Source organism: Aliiroseovarius crassostreae, from assembly GCF_049803815.1.
GTDB classification, from domain to species: domain Bacteria; phylum Pseudomonadota; class Alphaproteobacteria; order Rhodobacterales; family Rhodobacteraceae; genus Aliiroseovarius; species Aliiroseovarius crassostreae_A.
This window is the reverse complement of the sequence record NZ_JBNAGI010000003.1, coordinates 189191-210049: the sequence shown is the minus strand read 5'-3', so window position 1 is coordinate 210049 and position 20859 is coordinate 189191. Positions and strand designations below refer to the sequence as shown.

The following is a 20859-nucleotide window of genomic DNA, read 5'->3' as shown; positions in this document are numbered from 1 at the left end:
CTGCGCTGAACCTAGCGCCCACCCCCAACTTTCGGCTTGATCTTCGTCAATGCAGAGAAAATAACCTAATGTGTATTGAGTGCATGGTGAGACGTTTTGACCCAACCGCCAGGAGGCAAGTTTTTGCTTACCCAAGCCGAACTCAAGATGACCAAGCGATCCGTGCTGTTCGCGAACGTGCCGGATGACATGCTGCAGGGCCTTCTGAAGAAGTGCCACAAAACGTCCTGTCCGCGCGGCAACACCTTGTTTGTGCAAGGGGACCCGGCAAACTTCATGTATGTGGTCCTGAAGGGCTGTGTGAAGCTGACCCGGATCACCCCCGGCGGGGACGAGGTGGTTGTGGCGGTCTATCCCGAAGGCAACAGCTTTGGCGAGGCGATCGCGCTGAAGGGCGGAAAATACCCGGTCACGGTCGAAGCGGTGCAGGACAGCATCCTTCTGCAGGTGGAAACGCGGATCGTGTTTGAAACCCTGCGCACCGAACCCGAACTGGCCGTGGCGATGCTCAGCTCGACCTTCAGCCACCTGCACGAACTGGTGATGGAGATCGAGAACCTGAAGGCCCTGACCGGCGCACAGCGTCTGGCGACCTTCCTGATTTCGCTCGCCCCGGTGGAAGAGGGACCGTGTTCCTTCGTGCTGCCCTACGACAAGATCCTGATTGCCAAGCGTCTGGGCATGAAGCCCGAAAGCCTGTCACGCTCCTTTGCCAACCTGCGCGCCCATGGGGTTGAGGTGCAACGCGAGGCCGTTCGCGTGAATGAGATCAGCGAATTGAAGACCTTTGTCTCGGATGACGAAGGGATGCCGGTCCGGGGGCGCCGGTCCTGATCCCTCACGATCCGGCGAGATAGAGACCAAATCCTGTCAGCAGAAACACCACCAGAAACGCATTGAACCCGCGTTGCCATTTGGGTGCGCTGCGCAGGTCGAGGTAATCCATCAGGATCACCCGCGCCTTGAGGCCTGCCAGGATCAAGACCAAAGCGACAAATCCCATCCCCGCTTGCGGGCGCAATTCGGTCAACACGGTCGTGGTCACCGACAGGGCGATAAGGGTCAAAAAAGCGCGTGTCAGGGCGGCTTGGGTCATGTCACCTCACCAAATAGATAATTGGGAAAAGAAGCACCCAGACCAGATCAACCATGTGCCAGAACATCGCCGCCGCCTCGAGATTGCGCGGGTTTCGCCAGCGCATGACCAGGCCGAAGATCACCAGCCCCGCCACCACATGCATCGCGTGAAACCCGGTCAGCAGATAGTAGAAGGTGAAGAACTGGCTGGTTTCAATATCGATCCCCTGCGCGGCCTTGGCGGAATATTCCATCCACTTCACCACAAGAAACACGGCCCCCAACAGCATCGACCCCGATAGCCACAAGCGCATCTTTCCCGGGCTGTGCACCGCGCGCGCCGCACAATACCCGCTGGTGATCAGCACAATGGTATTCACCGCGCCCGCCACACGATTGAGGTGGTCCTGATCGGCGGCAAAGCCCACAGGGTCGGCGATTCGTACACCGAGAAAGGCCATAAGCCCGGCGCCGAACACCAAAAGCTCGCTGACGATCAGCACCCACATCATCAGGTCGCCGGGCAGATCGTCCAGCGGGTGGGGCTGTTCTGAGACTGCAGGGGCGGGGGCTTCGCTCACGCAACACCCCCGGTGATATGGCGATAGATCTCGGGCAGGGCAGCGGTCAGGCGGTTGGCGTCGGGCACAATGGAAAACCCATCCGACCCGAAAATCCGATTGACCCAGGCCTGTCCTTTTTGATCGACCACAACCCCATGCACGGCCTGTCCCAAACGCCGCGCTTCGCGCACCGCCATGCGGCTGTCTTCGATGCCGTGGCGTCCTTCGTAATGGTCCAGATCATTGGGCTTGCCATCAGTGATCACCAACAGGAGTTTGCGCGCGTTCGGCCGCGCGTTTAGCTCTTTCGTGGCATGGCGCATCGCCGCGCCAAGTCGGGTGTAGAAGGCGGGGTTCACACCGGCGATCCGCTGCTCCACCACCGTGCCCATCTTGTCGTCGAACCCCTTGCAGCTTTGCACATACACACGGTCGCGTTTCAGCGAAGAGAATGTGTTGATTGCAAAGTCATCGCCGCAGGCGTCCAACCCCCAGGCAAAAGCCACCAGCGCCTCGCGCTCCACCTCGATCACGGAGCGTTCGCCAATGGCGCTTTCCGTGGACCGCGACACGTCGATCAGCACCGAAATCGCAAGATCGCGATCTTGTGTGCGCGCCGCGCGATAGACGCGATCCGAGGCATGGCCCGTTGCGCGCAATTCGACCTGCGCGGCAATCGCCGCTTCCAGATCCAGCTCGTCGCCTTCCAACTGCCGGGGCAAAATCACCCGTTTCGGACGCAGCGCCTCAAACTGGCGCTTCACGGCGCGAATACGTCGCTGCGCACCGGGGTCGGTGGCAAACTCGGCAGGTTCTTCGCTGATATCCGCCTGGCTGGACAGCACGCGGCAATGATCGGGAAGATAGCTCGATTTGCGATGATCCCATTCCGGGTAAAGATGCGTGCCCGAGATTTTCTCGCGATCCGCGTCTTCCGGTGACAGGTCGAGGTGGAACTTCAACCGGGTCGCGGTCTTTTTCGACAATTGGCCCAGCGCCAGTTCATCCTGATCGTCGGCTGCCCGGCGGGCATTGTCCTCGTCATCGTCTTCGACGCGACGGTTCATATTCAGGCTTTCGACCCAAGAGAAAATCGCTTCGAACTTGTGCAGGATCAGGCTGTCACGGCGTTCGGCTTGGTCGCTTTCCGACCGGCGCGCTTTTTTCATGCCTTCGGGCGCATCCGGCCCGCCGCCTTGTTCTTCCGATTCCGGCATCCGGTCGGCCATGTTGCGCCCGGCCAACGCGCGCAGATCTGGCCACAAAGGCACCGGGCGATAGGGGCGATAGCCATGCGGGGCGGACAGGTCAGACAGATCCGCATCCGGTTGGCGCACATAGGTCAGCAGTTTGAGGCCGGTTTTGCTTTTCGGCTCCGGCCCACCCAACAGGTGCAACACCACCTGCTCCAACGCCTCTTCATAGCGCGGCAGGGAGATCGAGGGGCGCAACGCACGGCAGGCATCAATCAGGGTTTCATAAAACCCCTTGAGGCCGGGACAGTCGCGCAATGTGTCACGTGTCATTGCCACCGAGGCGCGCAACATCTGAATATCCGCGCGCAACGCATCCTCTTCGGCAATCGGATCAGCCGCATGGGCCACCGATGCGGCCAGCCAGAAGTAAAGCGCCGCATTGGCTTCGCGCGCGGGAAAGTCGCTGATCTTTTCCGGAAGGCGCAGCGCCTCGCCATCGAAACTGGGCCGCGCCACGCGTTCCCGCCAGGTGCCCAACATCCGCGAGGTCGACAGGCGGTGTTCGGACACCATGGGGGTCGCGGTTTTGATCTCGACGGCATGACCGCCGCCAAGACCACGAAAGAAGACACCAAGCCGGTTTTCAATCTCTTGCAGGGTGACCGCGGCCTCGTCATGGGCATCCGGTTCCTGCAGGCGGCTCGCATAAGCGTGCCAGATTTTACCGACGGTTTCTTCCGGTTCGAACAGGTCGATTTCTGGGTGAGACATCGACCATTATCCGAATATTGCCGTGACCAGATCAAGCAAGCCTTGCTTCACGTCCTGATCATCGGACAGGGGTTCAATCATCGCGGCATTGATCGCCTGTTCCATCGGCGTGCCGGCCATGATCAGCGTGGCACAATAGATGATCAGACGGGTCGAAACACCTTCTTCCAGATCCTGACCTTTCAGGCCACGCAGCTTGCCGGCAAGGCGCACCAGGTTCTTGGTGCGGTCCTGATCCAGCCCGCTTTCGCGCATCACGATGTCCACTTCGCGATCCGGGGTCGGGAAATCGAAATCAAGCGACAGGAAACGTTGCCGGGTTGATGGCTTCAGGGTCTTCAGGATGTTCTGATAGCCGGGGTTATAAGAGGCCACCAGCATGAAGCCCGGGGCGGCTTCGATCTCTTCGCCGGTTTTGTCGAGGGGCAGAATGCGGCGGTCATCGGTCAGCGGGTGCAAAACGACGGTCACGTCCTTGCGGGCTTCGACCACTTCATCAAGGTAACAGATCGCGCCTTCGCGCACCGCGCGGGTCAGCGGGCCATCCACCCAGACGGTTTCCCCGCCCTTGAGCAGATAACGGCCAACGAGGTCTGCCGCCGACAAGTCATCATGGCAGGCCACGGTGTAAAGCGGGCGGCCCAGGCGGGCGGCCATATGGGCGACAAAACGGGTTTTGCCGCATCCGGTCGGGCCTTTCAGCAGGACCGGCAATTCATTGTTGAACGCCGTTTCGAACAGGTCACATTCCTGTCCGACTGGGGCGTAGAAGGGGGGGGTGGAGGGGGCGTGAGCCCCCTCCGATTTGGTTTGTGGAACGGTAGACATTTATTTTAGTCCTTTGATTTTAGGCTTCTTCGCCAGTACCTTGCGTGATCACTTCACGACGCGGTGCCAGTTGAGCGTAGATGAACAGGATCGCACCAATCACCACAGCCGCACCAGAACCCCAGCGCATGATGTAGAAGAGGTTCAGACCTTCCTGAACATCCATGAAGTTCTCGCCCAGCACACGTTGCATGTGGGTCTGAACCGTACCGGCAAATGTCAGTACGAAGGTCATGAAGGCCATACCGCCGGTCATCAGCCAGAAGCTCACCATATTCAGCACCTGGTTATACGGATCACGACCTTTCAGGATCGGGAACGCATAGCTGAAGATCGCCAGGTTCACGGAGACATAGGCACCGAAGAAGGCCAGGTGACCGTGGGCTGCGGTGATCTGCGTACCATGGGTGTAGTAGTTCACACCGTGCAGCGTATGCAGGAAGCCCCACACACCGGCACCAAAGAAGGCCACGGTGGCTGCACCCAGCGCCCACAGAAGGGCCGCTTTGTTCGGGTGATCACGCTTGCCTTTCCAGACCATCACGAAGCTGAAGGACATCATCGCAAAGAACGGGATGACTTCGAGCGACGAGAAGATCGAACCAATCCACTGCCAGTACCCGGGGGTGCCGATCCAATAGTAGTGGTGACCCGTGCCGAGGATGCCCGAGAAGAGCGCCGTGGCCACGATGATGTAGAGCCATTTTTCAATGATCTCACGGTCAACACCGGTCAGTTTCAGCATCAGGTAGGCCAGGATCGAGGCCATCACCAGTTCCCAGGTCCCTTCCACCCACAGGTGAACGATGTACCACCAGAACATTTTGTCCAGCGCAAGGTTGTGGGGGTTGTAGAAGGCAAACAGGAACAGCAGTGCCAGGCCCCAGAGGCCCAGAAGCAGCACGTTCGTGATCGCGGTCTTACGACCCTTCAGAACCGTCATGGTCACGTTGTAAAGGAACATCAGCGCCGCAACGACAATGCCCAGCTTGACCCAGACCGGCTGTTCGATGAACTCGCGGCCTTCCTTGCCCAGGAACCAGTTGCCGTGGAACAGGTCGAACACATAGGTCACAACCACGCCCAGGGTGCCCACCAGCAGCAAGATCAGCTGCAGATATGCAATCATCGGCGAATGGATTTCGCGTTCAGCTTCTTCCGGAACCAGGAAGTAGGCGGCCCCAAAGAACCCCAACAGCAACCACACAATCAACGAGTTGGTGTGCAGCATCCGGATGGTGCTAAAGGGCAAAAGCTCTGAAAGGAAATTCGGCTGGACATAGATCCAACCAGCGATAAGCCCGCCAGACACCTGTACTGCAAAAAGAATCATCGCAGCCAGGAAATACCAGTAGGCAATTTTCTGTGTTTGATATTTCATGTTCTTTCCTCCGTGCCTCAGCCTGCCTCATTGGGCGGCCAGCCCTGGGCATCAATCCCGTTCACCCAGAGGAAGAAGTCCGCAAGGTTGCGAATTTGTTCTTCGGTCAGGTTGAACTGGGGCATTTGGCGACGGCCTTCGATGCCGCTGGGCTGGGCTTCCATCCAACCTTGCAGCACCTCAAACGCACCTTCAGGGTCGTCCTCGACGCCCCAGCGTGCCATCACGTTTTGCAGTTCAGGCGCAAAATACGCCCCTTCGCCCATCAACGTATGGCAGTTGATGCACGCATTCTCTTCCCAGACACGCTTGCCTTTGGCCACACTCTCTGTCAGCTCCGCATGGGCGGTCGACTTGTTCTTGATATGGCTGACGGACTGGGCCGACAGGATCAGGAACACGACGATAAAGAACAGAGAGCCGCCATAGAACACATTGCGCGCCATGGTCTTTGTCATGACTTCCCGCATTTTAGTCTCCAAACTCAGCTTCTCCCGTCCAAAGTACGGGGCGCGGTCCGAGACAATCTTGACAATTGTTAAGCAAATTGCGGTTTGTTTTACCCTTCAAAAACAAGGGAGTTTATTGGTTTGTAATAAAAAAGCCCCGCCAAAAACGGGCGGGGCTCTCTAGATTTGGTAGCGGCATCAGTCAGATGATCAACACCTGCGTACCCACCTTGGCGCGGCTGAACAATTCCGCGATATGCTCGTTATAAAGCCCGATACAGCCGTTGGATGACCGGCGCCCGATCTTGCGCGTGTCATGCGTGCCGTGGATCCGGTAATAGGTCCAGCTGAGGTAAAGCGCATGGGTTCCCAGCGGGTTGTCCGGGCCAGGGCCGACATATTCCGGCCATTCCGGGTTGCGCTTTTTCATCGACGGCGTCGGGCGCCAGCTGGGCCCTTCCACCTTGCGCACGACCTTGGTGCGCCCTTTGCGCGTCAAATCCTCGGTCAGCGGCACCGATGACGGGTACAGCTTGTAGACCGACTGATCCTCGGACCAGTAATGCAGCGCACGCGAGGTGATATCCACCAGGATCACACCGTTTTTCGTGTTCGAGAAGTAGGGGCGCCAGTCCAGCGACCGAAAACTTGAAATGTTGCGCCGCACCCGTTCGGTGATTTCAGCTTCGATTTCAGTCGTATCATCCCCGGTTTGCGCCAGGGCAGGGGTACCCAACACCGTCGCAGCAGCGGCGGTGCTGCCCAGAAACGAGCGCCTGCTGAGCAGTTTAGAATGCCGGTTGGCCATCATGTCTCTCCAATAAATCTTGGCAATTTGCGCATTATATATGGCGCGAAGGCCGCAGTCGCAAATCAAACAAGCGTTAAGTCGCACAAATTCGCTTGCAGCGTTTGATCCACGCAACAAAGCTCTGTAGATGGATACGACTTCACGATTTCGGATGACTTGAATGAAACGGAAATTTTTACTTGGCGTCGCTGCTGCGCTGGCCTTGGCTGCTTGCACCGGTGAAGGCACCTATCGACGCCCTGATGGCACGGTGGCGAAAATTTATCGCATTGGGCCGGGCCAACAGTCCAAGATCCAGTACAACATGCTGGATTCGGTCAACAGCCTGCGTCAGGCCGCCGGAGCCCCGCCTGTGACACTGAACGCCCAACTGAATGCCGCAGCCGCCACCCATGCGCGCGACATGTCCGTGCAGAACCGCCCCTGGCATTTCGGATCGGATGGGTCTTCCCCCATCGAACGCGTGGCCCGGGTTGGGTATCCCGGCCTGATGCTTGGCGAAGCGATTTCCGAAACATATGAGACCGAGCTGGAAACCCTGTCAGCATGGATGGCGGAACCCGGCACCCGCAATGTCCTGCTCGAACCACGCGCGCGCAATCTGGGCTTCGCCTGGCTGCAGGAACCGGGGGGCAAAATCTGGTGGACCCTGCTGATGGGCAGTTAACCCAGACCCTGCCACTCACTGACAGGAAACAAAAAACCGCGCCCCTTTCGGACGCGGTTTTTTTTGCCTGCAGGCGTCTTTGAGAAGGGGTCAGGGTAGAATGTCAATCGGAGTGCCGGTGTAAACCATCGTCCAAATCTCTTCCATATCCGCGTTCTTCACCGAAATGCACCCCGCCGTCCAATCCGGCCCTTTCGGATCCTTGCGGCGGCGTTCGCCGTGAATAAAGATATCCCCACCCGCTTTTCGGCCAAGCGCGGCCGCATAGGCGCGATCATGTGAATTCGGATAGGATATGCCCAAAGACAGGTGGAACTTGCTGCGCGCATTGCGTTTGTCGACATAGTAGCGCCCTTCAGGTGTCTTTCCGTCACCATAGAATTGCTTCGGCCCATTGGGCGCAAACCCCAGATCAATGTCATAGGTCTTCAGCACCTCTTGGTGATGCAAAAGAAACAGTTTTCGATATTTTTTGGACACCACAATCTGGGTCACTTCCGGACCGGTATACCGTTCCAGTTGTCGGGTTTTCTTACCGCATGACGCGGTTGCCAAAAGGCCGATCATGGCCAAAATCGCGATGAAGATACGCATCTGTCTTGCCTGCTGCCTTTGTTATCTTTTCACTATAGATAGCTGAGAAATTCCAAACGAAGCAAGCCCGCCGCACGCATCACCTTACTTTTGGTCAGTTTCTGCTAAACGACGCTGCCAGTTCCACATGAGGTGACCAGCGGAACTGATCCACCGGCAAAACCCAGTCAAGATGATACCCGCGGGTTGCCAAAACCTGCGCATCGCGCGCGAAGGTCACCGGGTTGCACGACACCATTGCCACCCGCGCCACATCACATTGTGCAATCTCGGCCACTTGCGCCTGGGCACCCGCGCGTGGCGGGTCGATCACAACGGCGTCAAACCGGTTCAACTCGTCCGGCAGCAAGGGTTGGCGGAACAGGTCGCGCGTTTCGGTGGTCACGGTCTTTAGCCCTTGCGCACGACGCCAACCGGCATCCAGCGCCTGCATCATCGCGGAAATCCCTTCCACCGCATGCACATCCGCCTGTTCCGCCAGCGGCAGGCTGAACGTGCCCGCACCGGCAAACAGGTCGACAACGGATTTCGCTGGCCCAATCGCTTCGCGCACCGCCGACACCAACGCCGCTTCCCCTTCGCGCGTGGCCTGAAGGAATGCCCCGGGTGGTGGCGTGACCTGCGCCTTACCAAACGGCTGTGCCGGTGCGGTTTCCGTGGCGATCACCTCGCCGTCCCAGGCCAGACGGGCCAATCCGTATTCCTGCAACACCTGCGCCAAACTGGTCTCTAACTCACGATCAAGCGGCTTGCCGCCCCGCACGGAAACATCCAATCCCGCGGGCGATAGGGTCAGGTTCACCGCCAGCTCCCCTTTGCGCGATCCCCCGGCCACCGTCAGCGCCTCAACCGCGGGAATGGCCGCCAATAACTCGGGCGCAAGCAGCCGACAGCGATCAATGGCGGAAATCACACCGGACCTGCGCCCGTGAAACCCAACCATCACGCCCTTTTTGCCGCGACGCGCCGACAGGGTTGCCCGACGGCGTGAGAAAGCCGGAGAGGTTGCGATGGGGCGAAATTCTGCGTCCAGCCCATGCGCGTCCAGCGCGTGGCGAATAACGTTGGTTTTCCAACCCGCCGTAAACTCATCTGACGCATGCAAAAGCGCGCAGCCACCGCAGCTGTTGTAATGCGGGCAGGGGGCTTTCACACGATCTGGCGATGGCGTCAGAATGCGTGGCGAGTCAATTCGACCATCCACCACGTCACCAGCCACTTCTTCCCCAGGCAGGGCGCGTGGCACAAAGATCGGACCGGCGGCAATCCCGTCCCCCAGATGCCCCAAACGATCGATGAAGTGGGTTTGGCTGCTCAAGACAAAAGCTCCTCGCGGGTCAGGGTAAAGCCAGACGCAACCCAGCGCGCCTCAAGCTCATTCAACTTGGCACCCAATGCGGGGCCGGAAATTTCGGGCATAAGATCGGCGGGCACAATCGGGAACTGCGCGCGGGCGCCTTTGGCAATGTCGTCCATGACCCCCGCCGCCACCTCTTGCCCCATTTGGGCCGCACGCAAAAGCACGATATCACGCGCCATATCAGCGCCGTGCCGATAAGCCAGTTCAGCCGAAGGCGTCATACTGCCCATCCCATTGCGCATTTCCGCCAAACGCTTGGCATCCTTACGCGACATGCGCAAAGCCTCGGCCACACCCTCACCGCCCAGCGCGGCCAGACGGCGAATCGGGTCAGGTGACAGCTCGGCCTCCAGATGAACCAAAACAGGCATAGCCGTGGGATCCGCCCCCGGCAGAAAACGCGCCAAAACCCCACATTGCTCCATAGTGGCCACAGCGGGGGCCGGGTCGGGGGCCGCGAGCAATTTCAAAAGCTCCGAGCCTACGCGCTCTTTCGAAAGCGTCTCTAACCCGTCCAGATTTGCTGATATCGCGGCCAGCGCATCCGGATCAGGGCCCTGCTGTTCATCCCCATACCAGGCGTAAAAACGGAAAAACCGCAGCGTGCGCAGATAATCTTCACGGATGCGTGCGGTGGCATCATCAATGAAACGCACCCGGCGCACATACAGGTCAGGCAGGCCACCAAGTGGGTCGATCACATGGCCTTCCACATCCGCATAAAGCGCGTTCATGGTGAAGTCGCGCCGATGCGCGTCTTCTTCCATCGTGTCGGCAAAGGCCACAACGGCGCGGCGGCCATCGGTTTCCACATCTTTGCGATAGGTGGTGATTTCAAACCCTTCACCATCCACCACTACGGTGATGGTCCCGTGATCAATCCCTGTCGGGACCGGTTTAAACCCCGCCGCAGCGGCCAGCTCCATAACCTGATCGGGGCGGGCATCTGTGGACAGGTCGAGATCGGCGATCGGTTCATCCATCAACGCGTTCCGCACGCAGCCGCCAACAAAGTGAAGCTGATACCCCGACGCGGCAAAGGCATTGGACAAGGCCAAAACCCGGTCTTGTCGGAACCAATCTCCGGTCAGGCGGGTCATTGGGAAAGCCTCGTGGCAAGCGCCCGCAGAATACGCGCCGTGGCGCCCCAAATGTAATAGGGCCCGTAAGGCACCGTTTCATAGTGGCGCATCCGCCCCTGCCAAATTCGACCCTGATGGCTGAATTGCGCTGGGTTAGAGACATGTTCGAACGGGACGGTGAACACTTCCTCGACCTCGCCCAATTCTGGTTGCACATCGAAATCCCGGTCAATCAAGGACACGACCGGTGTGACAGAGTAGGAGGTGACGGTTTCATGCGGCGGCATCATGCCCAAGATTTGTGCCGCATCTCGGGGCAATCCGATCTCTTCCCAAGCTTCGCGCAGGGCAGCGTCTTCCGGACCGGCATCGCCCTGGTCAATCTTACCGCCCGGAAAGGCGATCTGACCTGGATGGTGTTTCAAATGAGACGCCCGCTTGGTGAGGATCAGATGCAGCGCATCTTCACGATAGATCAGCGGCACAAGCACGGCAGCCGGTCGCAACACCCGGCCTTCCGGCAATTTGATATCGGGATTGAGATCAAAATCCGAACTGGCCCCGCCCGGTTGGGTCAGGGCCTGACGAATATTGTCTATCTCAGACACCACCGCCCGCGCCCCCGGCTTCTTTTGTCGCGTCTTTGCCAACCGTGGCTGGATCAAGGTCATAATGCGCCCCGCAGAACTGGCAGTCAGCGGTGACGCGACCGTCATCGGTTGTCATATGACCAATGTCGCGCGCGGAATAAATCGACAGGCTTTCGCGCACGCGATCTTCGGAACAGGTACAGCCAAACCGGATCGCCTGCGGGTCAAACACACGCGGGCTTTCTTCGTGGAACAGACGGGTCAGAAGCTCGGTGGGTGACACGGAGGGGCCAATCAGCTCTAGCTCTTCGACGGAAGACAGCAGAACATTGGCGCGACCCCAGTTTTCCTTATCGTCATCGCTGATCAAGTCCCCAGCCATCAACAAGCCATCGTCGCCCGAACCGCCATCCTTCGCGACATGTTCACCCGCTTTCGGCATGTGCTGCAGCATCACGCCCCCCGCGCGCCAGCTTTCCTCACCACCGGCCCAGGTGGACCGGCCGAAGGTCAGGTGGAAGCGGGTCGGCAGCTGTTCCGACTGGGCAAAATAGGCCTGCGCACAGTCCGACAGCGACTGCCCAGCAAGCGGGGTCATCCCGGTATAGGGCTTGTTCCCATCGCCCTGATCGATCAGAACCGCAAAGAACCCTTTGCCAATCTGCTCAAACGATGGCCCATCTGCCTGTAAACGCTCTTCATCAAAGCTTGCATAGGCGCGGATCTGTGCCGGTTCACCATCGGCGGTGGGCGCATAGTAGTCCGTGGCAATCAAACGGGCGGGGCCATCCCCGCGGATCTGCAGCGACAGTTTCCAACGCAGCTTGATTGTCTGGCCGATCATCGCGGTCAGCATAGCGGCCTCGGCCACCAGGGCCTCGATCGCAGGCGGATAATTATGCTGCGACAGGATATTGTCGAGCACACCATCAAGGCGCAGCACGCGCCCGCGCACATCACTTTTGTCGAGTTGAAATGGGAGGATCGTATCATCCCACGCGATCAGGTTTCCTAAGGTCATCGGCTTTCCACGGCTGTGCTTGCGGCAATTCTTTTGCCATACCGCGTCTATATGGGCGCGGCAACACGTGGGAAAAGGGGCATACGCAGTTTTATTCGCCCTGATCTTCGGCGTGATGGGCCTGTCGACCCTTGTATTCAATCAATGACATCGACAAGTCGTCACCAAATTCCTTATTGCCGCAGAACTTGTCCACCTCCCAGACCAGACCGTCCAGAAACTCCTGCCGCACTAATGACGCGTTATTGGCAATCACATCCTGAAACCCATCTTCGTCCAGCATATTGCCATTTTCATTTTCCGCTTCGGTGAACCCGTCAGAATAAAACATGAGCCGATCACCTGGGTTGAGCGAAACTTCAAATCGCTCATACTTGCTGCCCCGGATCAGGCCAATCGGCAGACCGCCGTCACCCAAATATTCAACCGTACCATCCGCCTTCAACAAGGCCGGATTGGGGTGGCCGCACTGGGTCATCTGAACCTGGCCTGTATTCAGATCTAGATAGGCCAGGATCATGGTAAAGTAATGTTCGGTCGGCATATCTTCGAGCATCATGGTATTGAGAAGATAGGCCACTTCTTCAGGGTCACGTAGCCTGGTTTTGCCGCCAAGCCCGGTGGCAATTGTAATGTTTTGCTCGGGGGATCCGTCCGAAAGATAAGATGCAAGACGGGCGGTCAGCAGGGCTGAGGCAATACCATGACCAGACACATCGATGGAATAGATCGCCACGGTATCGGCATTGGGTTGGAACATCCCCACAAGATCCCCCCCAACATGGCCACAGGGCTGCAACAACAGGTTCACTTCGGCCGTTTGAAAATCGCGGAAACGTTCGCGTACCAACGATTGTTGCATATTGCGCGCTTCGATCAGGTCCCGGTCAATCGAATCATAAATCGCCTGAATCTCGCTCAGCGTGGCGGACACAAGACGGTTCTTTTCATGAAGCTCCCGCTCCATCGACATGATCCGCCCGCCGGCATTAATACGCGCGCGCAGTTCATCTGCATTTACCGGCTTATTTAGAAAATCATCTGCGCCGACATCCAGCCCCTGAGCCACAGCGCCTTTTTCGCTCTTCGATGTCAGAAGGATGAAGTACCCATATTTTTCACGCGGCATCGCACGAAAGGCCCGGCAAAGTTCCAGCCCATCCATGCCGGGCATCATCCAGTCGGACAAAATAAGGTCAATATCTTCACAACCGACCTTTTCAAGCGCCTCTTCGCCGGACCCGGCTTCGACCACAGTAAAGCCTTGTCGTTTCAGCGTCGAAGACACGATCATTCTTTGAGCGCGGCTGTCATCTACCACCAGAATCGTGTTGACAGCCCCATTACCCAACCCTGGTCCTTCCGCACTGGCAGAGACCTCAGGCACCGGATATGCAGCGTGTTGCGTCACGAATTCCCCTTATGGACATGAATGAGTCGCTCAATTTCTCCAAGGGATACGACTCAGGCATTTAACGAGCGATTAAATCTAAAATTTTCAGGGAAATTTGTTTCGCAATAATCAGCTGTTAAGGCTCTGACCTTACAAAACGTATAATGTGTGTAAGTTTGGATCTGAAAGGATCAATATGATCAGTTGGGACCGCGTGAACGAGTTGAAAGACGAAATCGGTGAAGAAGACTTCGCCGAAGTCGCCGAGATGTTCCTGGAAGAAGTGGATGAAGTTATCGAACGACTGCGTACCACACCCGAACCGGCGCAATATGAGCAGGATTTGCATTTTCTGAAAAGCTCATCCCTCAATTTGGGTTTCGAAGCCCTGTCGAAACTATGTGGGGAAGGCGAATTGTTGGCGGCTCAGGGCAAGGCTGAAACCGTAGAGCTGGGACCGGTCTTCGACACCTATGACGCATCAAAACAGGCCTTTTCTGCGCGGTAGACGTTGAAGGGTTTTGGCCCGTATGGATGGATGGTCAGATCACAAATTCGGCCAGCATCTCATCGTCGGTGATGTCGGAATAGGCAAACCCACCCTCTGCAAGCGCATCGAACAAGCGGTCGAAATTGCTCGGCGCACTGGTTTCGATGCCGATCAGCACAGACCCGAAATTGCGCGCGCTCTTCTTCATGTATTCGAACCGCGCGATATTGTCATCGGGTCCGAGGATCTGCAGGAAATCCTTTAGCGCACCGGGGCGTTGGGGCAGGCGCAGGATCAGGTATTTCTTCAGACCGGAAAACCGTTGCGCACGCTCTTTCACTTCGGGCAGGCGTTCGAAATCGAAATTGCCCCCCGAGGTGACGCAGACCACGGTTTTGCCCGCGATCTGATCCCGCAGGTCTTTCAGCGCGTCCACGGAAAGCGCGCCAGCCGGCTCTAACACCACGCCCTCCACATTCAGCATCTCCAGCATGGTGGTGCAGATCCGATCTTCGGGGATCGCATGGACCTGGCTGCGCGGCACCGATTTCAGCACTTCGAACGGCTGCGCGCCAATGCGGGCTACGGCGGCCCCATCTACGAAATTGTCAACCCGATCCAGCGTGGTCGGAGCGCCCGCCGCAATCGCGGCGGCAAGCGACGCGCCACCGGCGGGCTCGATATACTGCAGGGTGGTGTCCGGGGCGACCTCTGCCAGATATTTGGTGACACCAGCCGACAGGCCGCCGCCACCCACGGGCAGCACCACGATATCCGGGTTGCGACCAAGTTGCGCGGTGATTTCCGCCGCGACGCTGGCCTGCCCTTCGATCACATCCTTGTCGTCAAACGGCGACAGAAAATGCCCGCCCACATCGGCACAATAGGTCTGCGCGGCCGCAAGTGTGTCGTCAAAATAGTCACCGACCAAGCGGATCTCGATTGCATCACCGCCAAAAATACGAGTTTTCTGGATTTTCTGTTGCGGTGTGGTGACCGGCATGAAGATCACGCCCTTCACCCCGAAATGCCGCGACACATAGGCCACGCCCTGCGCATGGTTGCCTGCAGAGGCACAGACGAACACGTCCTGATCCGGGTCCGCCGCCAGCGCCTTGCCCATCGCATTCAGCGCCCCGCGGATCTTGTAACTGCGCACCGGCGAGAGATCTTCACGCTTCAACCAGATGTCCGCCCCATACATCGCTGACAGATGATCATTGCGTTGAAGTGGCGTCGCGGGGAAGAGCGCCCGCATCTGCTGTTCTGCCACGCGGGCCTTTTTCAGAAAATCACTCATTCCAAATCTCTGACCCAAGGGCCGGGGCTTGGCAAGGTGGTTTACGCCAGTTTGCCCCCGGAATACGGCAGTTCTCGCCCTTCGATAAAAACGCCGTAGATTGTGGTCATGATGCTGATTTGCAGCAATGTCATCAGCCATATTCCAACGAAATACGCAGGGATCCCCAACCCGGCCAGCAACACCCACAGGTTGGCGGCTGACAAAATTGCGACAAAACTTCCGACCACAATCACGATTCCGATCAAGATCAGAAACAACCAGAAGAACACACCGAAGATCAGTTTGCTGGATCCGCGCGTCGCGCGCCAAGCCTGTTTCAGACTTAGGTTTTGCCCAAGGGAGCGCGAGACCAGAACCGGCGACAGGCGCATCATTGCGATCATCAGGAATGTCACAAAAACGGCTGCAATGACGGAAACAATAAAGGCCATTCCCATATTGGGGGCAGCTTCGGTTTCAATTTGCATGATGACCGGAACAATGGCCGCAAACACCGGGATAAGCGCAACCAGCATCCCAATCGCCATCAAAAAAATCCAAAGCGTGTAAAGCATAACCTCGGACCCATGCCATGACGGCACCCAACCCGTTGGGGTTTCATTCAAAAGCACAAATCGATGCCATGCCACCGCGATCCATGCCCCTATGATCAGACTGATAATGCCAATGAAGAGATCACCAATGGGTCCCAGCGGGGTATAGTTGGCAAATGGATCGGAGCTGAAAGCAGACAGTAATCCCATGACCACTTCGATAAGAATCGTCATGACAAACAACACCACGGAAATCCGCGCAGCCTTTGCCTTGTTGCGCCACACCATTCCCCAGGAATGTTTCAATACATCCAATCCGGACATAACCAACCTCTTCAATCCAAACGTGCAATGTCGCCCACAGATCACGGATGGGTAGGAAAGACAAGGACTGAAACGCCCCGCAATGCTTGCCCCTCAGTCAAAAACCGGATAAGCGCGCGGGGACACGCTCGCGAAAGGGAATATGATGATTTCGTCCAACACTGCACCGCAAAAGGCACCCAAGAAAGTTGTGCTGGCCTATTCCGGTGGTCTCGATACCTCGATCATCCTGAAATGGCTGCAAACCGAGTATGGGTGCGAAGTGATCACCTTCACCGCTGACCTGGGCCAGGGCGAAGAGTTGGAACCGGCCCGCAAAAAGGCAGAGATGCTGGGCATCAAGCCGGAAAACATCCATATCGAGGATCTGCGCGAAGAATTTGTGCGCGATTTCGTCTTCCCGATGTTCCGCGCCAACGCGCAATATGAAGGGCTTTACCTGCTGGGCACTTCGATTGCCCGCCCGCTGATTTCCAAGCGACTGGTTGAAATCGCCGCCGAGCACGGGGCCGACGCGGTGTCGCACGGCGCGACCGGCAAGGGCAACGATCAGGTGCGGTTCGAACTGGCCGCCTATGCCCTGAACCCCGAGATTGTGGTGATCGCCCCCTGGCGTGAATGGGACCTGGGGTCGCGCACCAAATTGCTGGAGTTTGCCGAGCAGCACCAAATCCCGATTGCCAAGGACAAGCGCGGCGAAGCGCCGTTTTCGGTGGATGCGAACCTGCTGCACACTTCGTCGGAAGGCAAGGTTCTGGAAGACCCGGCCGAGGATGCACCGGATTACGTCTATCAGCGCAGCGTGCATCCCGAGGACGCACCGGACACGCCGGAATATATCGAGATCGAGTTTGAAAAAGGTGATCCCGTTGGCATCAACGGCGAGAAAATGTCGCCCGCAACCATCCTGACCGAGCTCAATGAATATGGTCGCAAGCACGGCATTGGCCGTCTTGATCTGGTCGAAGGGCGTTACGTGGGCATGAAGTCGCGCGGGATTTACGAAACCCCCGGCGGCACCATCCTGCTGGACGCGCATCGTGGCATTGAATCGATCACCATGGACCGCGGCGCGATGCATCTGAAAGACGAGCTGATGCCGAAATATGCCGAGCTGATCTATAACGGCTACTGGTATTCGCCCGAGCGTGAAATGCTGCAGGCCGCCATCGACCACAGCCAGGAACATGTCACCGGCACCGTTCGCATGAAACTTTACAAGGGCCTGGCCCGCGTGGTGGGCCGCTGGTCGGATCATTCGCTTTATTCCGAAGAGCACGTGACGTTCGAGGAAGACATGGGCGCTTATGACCAGACCGACGCTGCAGGCTTTATCCAGCTGAACGCGCTGCGCCTGAAACTGATCGCAGATCGCAACCGCCGCGTCGCCAAGTGACCTACGAAGACGACGATTTCGACGATGATGAACTGGACATGTTCATCGAAGCTCAGGACACCGTGTGGAGCGATGTCCTGAGCGAGTTGCAGGCGGGCAAAAAGACCAGCCACTGGATGTGGTTCGTCTTCCCGCAGCTGGCCGAACTGGGCCAGTCGGACATGTCGCAGCTTTACGGTTTGGAGGATCTGGACGAGGCCGCCGCCTATCTGGATCATGACGAGCTGAAGCGCCGTTTGCTGGTGGTGACATCGCTGGTTCTGGAACATGCGGGCACCGATCCGGTCGACATTCTTGGCCATATCGACGCGAAAAAACTGCGCTCCAGCATGACGCTGTTTGCCGCCGTGCCAAATGCACCCCATGCGTTCCGACAAGTGCTGGAGACGTTCTACGCGGGCCAACCTTGCGCGCGCACCATCGAAGCGCTTGCCAAACACTGACCCACAGGCGTGATTGACTGCACGGCGCAATCCGCCGCGAGGTCAATCTTGCCTGCGCTGCTCGTCCCGGCTAACGATCCTGAAACGGGAGGATCACATGCCACTTCAAACCATCGCTGACGGTATTCAATCGGGCCTTGAGGGGCGGAGTTTCAACGGGTCGTTGAAGTTTGATTGCGGTGAAGATGGCGTGATCGTTCTGGCGGACAATGCGGCCAGCACCATGGACCGTGACACCGATTGCACCCTGCGCCTGTCCACCGAGAACCTGCAAAAACTGCTGGCAGGCAAGCTGAACCCGATGACCGCGGTGATGATGGGCAAGATCAAACTGTCCGGCGACATGACCACCGCGATGCAGCTGGCGAAACTGCTGGGTTAACGTGCGGCCAGATACGCGGTCACTTCCTCTGCGGTGGGCATCACACTTGCGGTGCCTTCGCGGGTGACCTGAATGGCAGATGCGGCCGAAGCCCGGCGCAGGGCGTCCGTGAGATCCAGACCCTGATCCAGACCCGCCGCGAAATTGCCAAGGAAACAATCCCCTGCCCCTGTGGTGTCGACGGGTGTAACCTGATGGGCTGCAACAAAGATCTCGTCTCCGGTCTTTTGGTCCCGCCAAACCGCGCCTTGCGACCCCTTGGTGATCAGCACTTCTGGCACATCAATCTGCTCCGCCGTCACACCCAAGGCGTCCGCAAGCTGCGCGGCTTCAACCTCGTTCATCACCAGCAGGTCACAAAACGGCATCACCTCACGCACCGCGTCCGCGTCAAACGGCGCGGCGGAGTAGATCACTTTGGCGCCGCGCGTTTGTGCAAACTCTGCCGCCGCGCGCACCAGGTTAACCTCGTTTTGCAGGATCAGGATGTCCCCGGGGCCGAGCCCATCCAGCGCGCCTTCAACCTTTGCCCAGTCAAAGTAACGGTTTGCACCGGGCATCAGCACAATCATGTTTTCGCCGTGAGCGTCGATGCAGACATTTGCGTGACCCGTCGCCACGTCACGGGTCATCACGTGGGTGATATCAACCCCGGCTTGGGCCATCTCGTCGCGACACCAGGCCCCGTCGGGCCCGACCGCCCCGATGTGCCGCACATCACTGCCCGCACGGCGCACCGCGATCGACTGGTTCGCCCCTTTGCCCCCCAGCGCGGTGGTGTGCCGGTCTGTGCTGATGGTTTCACCGGGGCCGGGCAGCCGCGGCAGATAGTAAAAATTGTCGATATTGATCGACCCGAAATTGAAGATGGTCATGGGGGCTCCTGACCCGGGGTTACGTCACGCGAAAACCCTAGCTTTTGCGGTCATCATCGCAACCAAAAAACGTGCTAACATGCGGGGACCACCCGAATTCATTCACGTTTCCGAATGTCACTTCGCTATTGTATTCCATTGTATACCGTTTATACGGGACAGCAGATTCACAGGCAAAACGGTAAGTCACAAGCAGGGAGTATCCGCCATGACGACCCAAATCGACGCCACCCTGATCCCCGGCGACGGGATCGGCCCCGAAATCACCGAAGCGGTCACCGCGATCCTCGATCACATGGGCGCGCCCTTCAAATGGGACGTGCAACAGGCCGGCATGGCCGGGATCGACGCTGCGGGTGAACCGCTGCCGCAAGCCACAATTGACAGCATCCGCCGCACCAAACTGGCGCTGAAAGGCCCGCTGACCACCCCGGTCGGGGGCGGTTTCAAATCGATCAACCTGCAACTGCGCCAGGCATTCAACCTTTACGCCAACGTCCGCCCCACCAAGACGATCAAGCTGGATGGCCGGTTTGACAATGTCGACATGGTGATCTTCCGCGAGAACCTGGAAGGGTATTACATTTCGGACGAAGGCTATATGGAGCATAATGGCGACCCGGAAGGCAAAGTCTTTTCAACCGGTTACAACACCAAGGAAGGGGCCCAGCGCATCACCCGCGCGGCCTTTGACTATGCCGTGGCCAACGGGCGCAAGAAGGTGTCGATCGTGCACAAGGCCAATATCCTGAAACTGTTGTCCGGCATGTTTTTGGAAGAGGCCCGCAAGGTTGCCCAGGAATATGAAGGCAAGGTGGAATGGGACGAACGTATCGTCGATGCCTGCGCGATGCAGATGGTGATGTACCCCGACGCGTTTGACGTGATCGTCACCACCAACCTGTTTGGCGACATCCTGTCCGACCTTGCCGCCGGTCTGGTCGGCGGTCTAGGCCTGGCGCCCGGTGCCAATATCGGCAAGGACGCTGCGATTTTCGAGGCCGTGCATGGCTCGGCCCCCGACATCGCTGGGCAGCAAAAAGCCAACCCCTGCGCCTTCCTGATGGCGGCGGGTCTGATGCTGGAACATGTGGGCAAAACCGACGACGCCCAGCGCCTGAAACAGGCGGTGATCGGCACCGTTCAGGCCAAAGACCGCGTGACCCCGGATCTGGGCGGCACGGGCAACACCATGTCGATCGCCGAAGCGATCATCGACCGGTTGTAACCCACTCAAAGGCTGCGGCACATGCTGCGGCCTTTTTTCACGGCGCTGATAGCGCCAAACCCCTTTTTTTCTTCACGCAATTTGTGTATGGGAGGGGGGAAA

23 protein-coding genes are annotated in these 20859 nt (G+C 58.1%); 7 read left to right on the top strand and 16 right to left on the bottom strand.

The features are described from left to right. Window positions 1–147: 147 nt before the first annotated feature. A complete protein-coding gene (locus tag ACP15V_RS10265; RefSeq protein ID WP_424943589.1) occupies window positions 148–834 on the top strand; it encodes a Crp/Fnr family transcriptional regulator in 687 nt (228 codons plus the stop codon). 4 nt (window positions 835–838) lie between these two features. Here ACP15V_RS10265 and ACP15V_RS10260 read toward each other — a convergent pair whose 3' ends face one another. The 7 genes from ACP15V_RS10260 to ACP15V_RS10230 all read right to left on the bottom strand — a co-directional run bounded on the left by ACP15V_RS10260 (window position 839) and on the right by ACP15V_RS10230 (window position 7073). Then, window positions 839–1096 (bottom strand): cytochrome C oxidase subunit IV family protein, encoded by a 258-nt coding sequence (locus ACP15V_RS10260; protein WP_424943588.1) that lies wholly within the window; start codon window positions 1094–1096, stop codon window positions 839–841. A 1-nt stretch (window position 1097) separates the two neighbouring features. Further along, window positions 1098–1586, bottom strand: coding sequence for a cytochrome c oxidase subunit 3 (locus ACP15V_RS10255; protein ID WP_424943854.1), 489 nt, complete (start codon window positions 1584–1586; stop codon window positions 1098–1100). Between the two features lie 68 nt (window positions 1587–1654). Continuing rightward, entirely contained in the window at window positions 1655–3607 is a 1953-nt protein-coding gene (locus ACP15V_RS10250) for a nitric oxide reductase activation protein NorD (RefSeq protein ID WP_424943587.1), read from the bottom strand. Between the two features lie 6 nt (window positions 3608–3613). After that, window positions 3614–4435, bottom strand: coding sequence for a CbbQ/NirQ/NorQ/GpvN family protein (locus tag ACP15V_RS10245; RefSeq protein ID WP_424943586.1), 822 nt, complete (start codon window positions 4433–4435; stop codon window positions 3614–3616). 19 nt (window positions 4436–4454) lie between these two features. Next, a complete protein-coding gene (locus ACP15V_RS10240; protein ID WP_424943585.1) occupies window positions 4455–5816 on the bottom strand; it encodes a cbb3-type cytochrome c oxidase subunit I in 1362 nt (453 codons plus the stop codon). 17 nt (window positions 5817–5833) lie between these two features. After that, window positions 5834–6286, bottom strand: a complete 453-nt coding sequence (locus tag ACP15V_RS10235) for a c-type cytochrome (protein ID WP_424943584.1) — start codon at window positions 6284–6286, stop codon at window positions 5834–5836. A gap of 181 nt (window positions 6287–6467) precedes the next feature. Continuing rightward, window positions 6468–7073, bottom strand: a complete 606-nt coding sequence (locus ACP15V_RS10230) for a L,D-transpeptidase family protein (RefSeq protein ID WP_424943853.1) — start codon at window positions 7071–7073, stop codon at window positions 6468–6470. Window positions 7074–7236: 163 nt separating this feature from the next. Here ACP15V_RS10230 and ACP15V_RS10225 point away from each other — a divergent pair, with 163 nt between their 5' ends. Beyond that, window positions 7237–7743 carry a CAP domain-containing protein gene (locus ACP15V_RS10225; protein ID WP_424943583.1) on the top strand — a complete coding sequence of 169 codons (507 nt, stop codon included), beginning with the start codon at window positions 7237–7239 and terminating at the stop codon, window positions 7741–7743. A gap of 90 nt (window positions 7744–7833) precedes the next feature. Here the strand turns inward: ACP15V_RS10225 and ACP15V_RS10220 are convergent, their stop codons facing one another. From ACP15V_RS10220 to ACP15V_RS10195, 6 genes are all read right to left on the bottom strand, one after another. After that, window positions 7834–8337 carry a L,D-transpeptidase family protein gene (locus ACP15V_RS10220; RefSeq protein WP_424943582.1) on the bottom strand — a complete coding sequence of 168 codons (504 nt, stop codon included), beginning with the start codon at window positions 8335–8337 and terminating at the stop codon, window positions 7834–7836. A 94-nt stretch (window positions 8338–8431) separates the two neighbouring features. Further along, complete coding sequence (locus ACP15V_RS10215; RefSeq protein ID WP_424943581.1) at window positions 8432–9655, bottom strand: class I SAM-dependent RNA methyltransferase; 1224 nt, start codon at window positions 9653–9655, stop codon at window positions 8432–8434. Further along, a complete protein-coding gene (locus tag ACP15V_RS10210) occupies window positions 9652–10797 on the bottom strand; it encodes a CCA tRNA nucleotidyltransferase (protein ID WP_424943580.1) in 1146 nt (381 codons plus the stop codon). The genes ACP15V_RS10215 and ACP15V_RS10210 overlap by 4 nt, the downstream gene beginning before the upstream one ends. After that, window positions 10794–11390 (bottom strand): CoA pyrophosphatase, encoded by a 597-nt coding sequence (locus ACP15V_RS10205; protein WP_424943579.1) that lies wholly within the window; start codon window positions 11388–11390, stop codon window positions 10794–10796. Before ACP15V_RS10205 ends, ACP15V_RS10210 begins: the two co-directional genes overlap by 4 nt. Next, window positions 11380–12390, bottom strand: a complete 1011-nt coding sequence (locus tag ACP15V_RS10200) for an Hsp33 family molecular chaperone HslO (protein ID WP_424943578.1) — start codon at window positions 12388–12390, stop codon at window positions 11380–11382. The genes ACP15V_RS10205 and ACP15V_RS10200 overlap by 11 nt, the downstream gene beginning before the upstream one ends. 91 nt (window positions 12391–12481) lie before the next feature. Beyond that, complete coding sequence (locus tag ACP15V_RS10195) at window positions 12482–13777, bottom strand: PP2C family protein-serine/threonine phosphatase (protein ID WP_424943852.1); 1296 nt, start codon at window positions 13775–13777, stop codon at window positions 12482–12484. Between the two features lie 220 nt (window positions 13778–13997). Here ACP15V_RS10195 and ACP15V_RS10190 point away from each other — a divergent pair, with 220 nt between their 5' ends. Beyond that, window positions 13998–14291, top strand: a complete 294-nt coding sequence (locus tag ACP15V_RS10190) for an Hpt domain-containing protein (RefSeq protein WP_424943577.1) — start codon at window positions 13998–14000, stop codon at window positions 14289–14291. A gap of 34 nt (window positions 14292–14325) precedes the next feature. Here the strand turns inward: ACP15V_RS10190 and ilvA are convergent, their stop codons facing one another. Then, window positions 14326–15573, bottom strand: coding sequence for a threonine ammonia-lyase IlvA (gene ilvA, locus ACP15V_RS10185; RefSeq protein WP_424943576.1), 1248 nt, complete (start codon window positions 15571–15573; stop codon window positions 14326–14328). A 41-nt stretch (window positions 15574–15614) separates the two neighbouring features. Continuing rightward, window positions 15615–16433, bottom strand: a complete 819-nt coding sequence (locus ACP15V_RS10180; RefSeq protein WP_424943575.1) for a hypothetical protein — start codon at window positions 16431–16433, stop codon at window positions 15615–15617. 145 nt (window positions 16434–16578) lie between these two features. Here ACP15V_RS10180 and ACP15V_RS10175 point away from each other — a divergent pair, with 145 nt between their 5' ends. The 3 genes from ACP15V_RS10175 to ACP15V_RS10165 all read left to right on the top strand — a co-directional run bounded on the left by ACP15V_RS10175 (window position 16579) and on the right by ACP15V_RS10165 (window position 18654). Further along, window positions 16579–17829 (top strand): argininosuccinate synthase, encoded by a 1251-nt coding sequence (locus ACP15V_RS10175; protein ID WP_424943574.1) that lies wholly within the window; start codon window positions 16579–16581, stop codon window positions 17827–17829. A 38-nt stretch (window positions 17830–17867) separates the two neighbouring features. Next, window positions 17868–18272: a DUF1810 domain-containing protein gene (locus ACP15V_RS10170; protein WP_424943851.1), complete on the top strand. Its 405-nt coding sequence runs from the start codon at window positions 17868–17870 to the stop codon at window positions 18270–18272. Window positions 18273–18369: 97 nt separating this feature from the next. After that, a complete protein-coding gene (locus ACP15V_RS10165; RefSeq protein ID WP_424943573.1) occupies window positions 18370–18654 on the top strand; it encodes an SCP2 sterol-binding domain-containing protein in 285 nt (94 codons plus the stop codon). On the opposite strand, the gene ACP15V_RS10160 is transcribed toward ACP15V_RS10165, so the two are convergent. Next, window positions 18651–19529 carry a ribokinase gene (locus ACP15V_RS10160; RefSeq protein WP_424943572.1) on the bottom strand — a complete coding sequence of 293 codons (879 nt, stop codon included), beginning with the start codon at window positions 19527–19529 and terminating at the stop codon, window positions 18651–18653. The genes ACP15V_RS10165 and ACP15V_RS10160 overlap by 4 nt on opposite strands. A gap of 208 nt (window positions 19530–19737) precedes the next feature. On the opposite strand from ACP15V_RS10160, the gene ACP15V_RS10155 reads away from it, so the two are divergent. Then, complete coding sequence (locus ACP15V_RS10155; RefSeq protein WP_424943571.1) at window positions 19738–20757, top strand: isocitrate/isopropylmalate dehydrogenase family protein; 1020 nt, start codon at window positions 19738–19740, stop codon at window positions 20755–20757. Window positions 20758–20859 lie beyond the last annotated feature (102 nt).

Bases quoted from the DNA above. Each gene is read 5' to 3' on its own strand.
- ACP15V_RS10265 (WP_424943589.1), top strand. From the start codon at position 148: ATGACCAAGCGATCCGTGCTGTTCGCGAACGTGCCGGATGACATGCTG.
- ACP15V_RS10260 (WP_424943588.1), bottom strand. From the start codon at position 1,096: ATGACCCAAGCCGCCCTGACACGCGCTTTTTTGACCCTTATCGCCCTG.
- ACP15V_RS10255 (WP_424943854.1), bottom strand. From the start codon at position 1,586: ATGTGGGTGCTGATCGTCAGCGAGCTTTTGGTGTTCGGCGCCGGGCTT.
- ACP15V_RS10250 (WP_424943587.1), bottom strand. From the start codon at position 3,607: ATGTCTCACCCAGAAATCGACCTGTTCGAACCGGAAGAAACCGTCGGT.
- ACP15V_RS10245 (WP_424943586.1), bottom strand. From the start codon at position 4,435: ATGTCTACCGTTCCACAAACCAAATCGGAGGGGGCTCACGCCCCCTCC.
- ACP15V_RS10240 (WP_424943585.1), bottom strand. From the start codon at position 5,816: ATGAAATATCAAACACAGAAAATTGCCTACTGGTATTTCCTGGCTGCG.
- ACP15V_RS10235 (WP_424943584.1), bottom strand. From the start codon at position 6,286: ATGCGGGAAGTCATGACAAAGACCATGGCGCGCAATGTGTTCTATGGC.
- ACP15V_RS10230 (WP_424943853.1), bottom strand. From the start codon at position 7,073: ATGGCCAACCGGCATTCTAAACTGCTCAGCAGGCGCTCGTTTCTGGGC.
- ACP15V_RS10225 (WP_424943583.1), top strand. From the start codon at position 7,237: ATGAAACGGAAATTTTTACTTGGCGTCGCTGCTGCGCTGGCCTTGGCT.
- ACP15V_RS10220 (WP_424943582.1), bottom strand. From the start codon at position 8,337: ATGCGTATCTTCATCGCGATTTTGGCCATGATCGGCCTTTTGGCAACC.
- ACP15V_RS10210 (WP_424943580.1), bottom strand. From the start codon at position 10,797: ATGACCCGCCTGACCGGAGATTGGTTCCGACAAGACCGGGTTTTGGCC.
- ACP15V_RS10200 (WP_424943578.1), bottom strand. From the start codon at position 12,390: ATGACCTTAGGAAACCTGATCGCGTGGGATGATACGATCCTCCCATTT.
- ilvA (WP_424943576.1), bottom strand. From the start codon at position 15,573: ATGAGTGATTTTCTGAAAAAGGCCCGCGTGGCAGAACAGCAGATGCGG.
- ACP15V_RS10180 (WP_424943575.1), bottom strand. From the start codon at position 16,433: ATGTCCGGATTGGATGTATTGAAACATTCCTGGGGAATGGTGTGGCGC.
- ACP15V_RS10175 (WP_424943574.1), top strand. From the start codon at position 16,579: ATGATTTCGTCCAACACTGCACCGCAAAAGGCACCCAAGAAAGTTGTG.
- ACP15V_RS10170 (WP_424943851.1), top strand. From the start codon at position 17,868: ATGTTCATCGAAGCTCAGGACACCGTGTGGAGCGATGTCCTGAGCGAG.
- ACP15V_RS10165 (WP_424943573.1), top strand. From the start codon at position 18,370: ATGCCACTTCAAACCATCGCTGACGGTATTCAATCGGGCCTTGAGGGG.
- ACP15V_RS10160 (WP_424943572.1), bottom strand. From the start codon at position 19,529: ATGACCATCTTCAATTTCGGGTCGATCAATATCGACAATTTTTACTAT.
- ACP15V_RS10155 (WP_424943571.1), top strand. From the start codon at position 19,738: ATGACGACCCAAATCGACGCCACCCTGATCCCCGGCGACGGGATCGGC.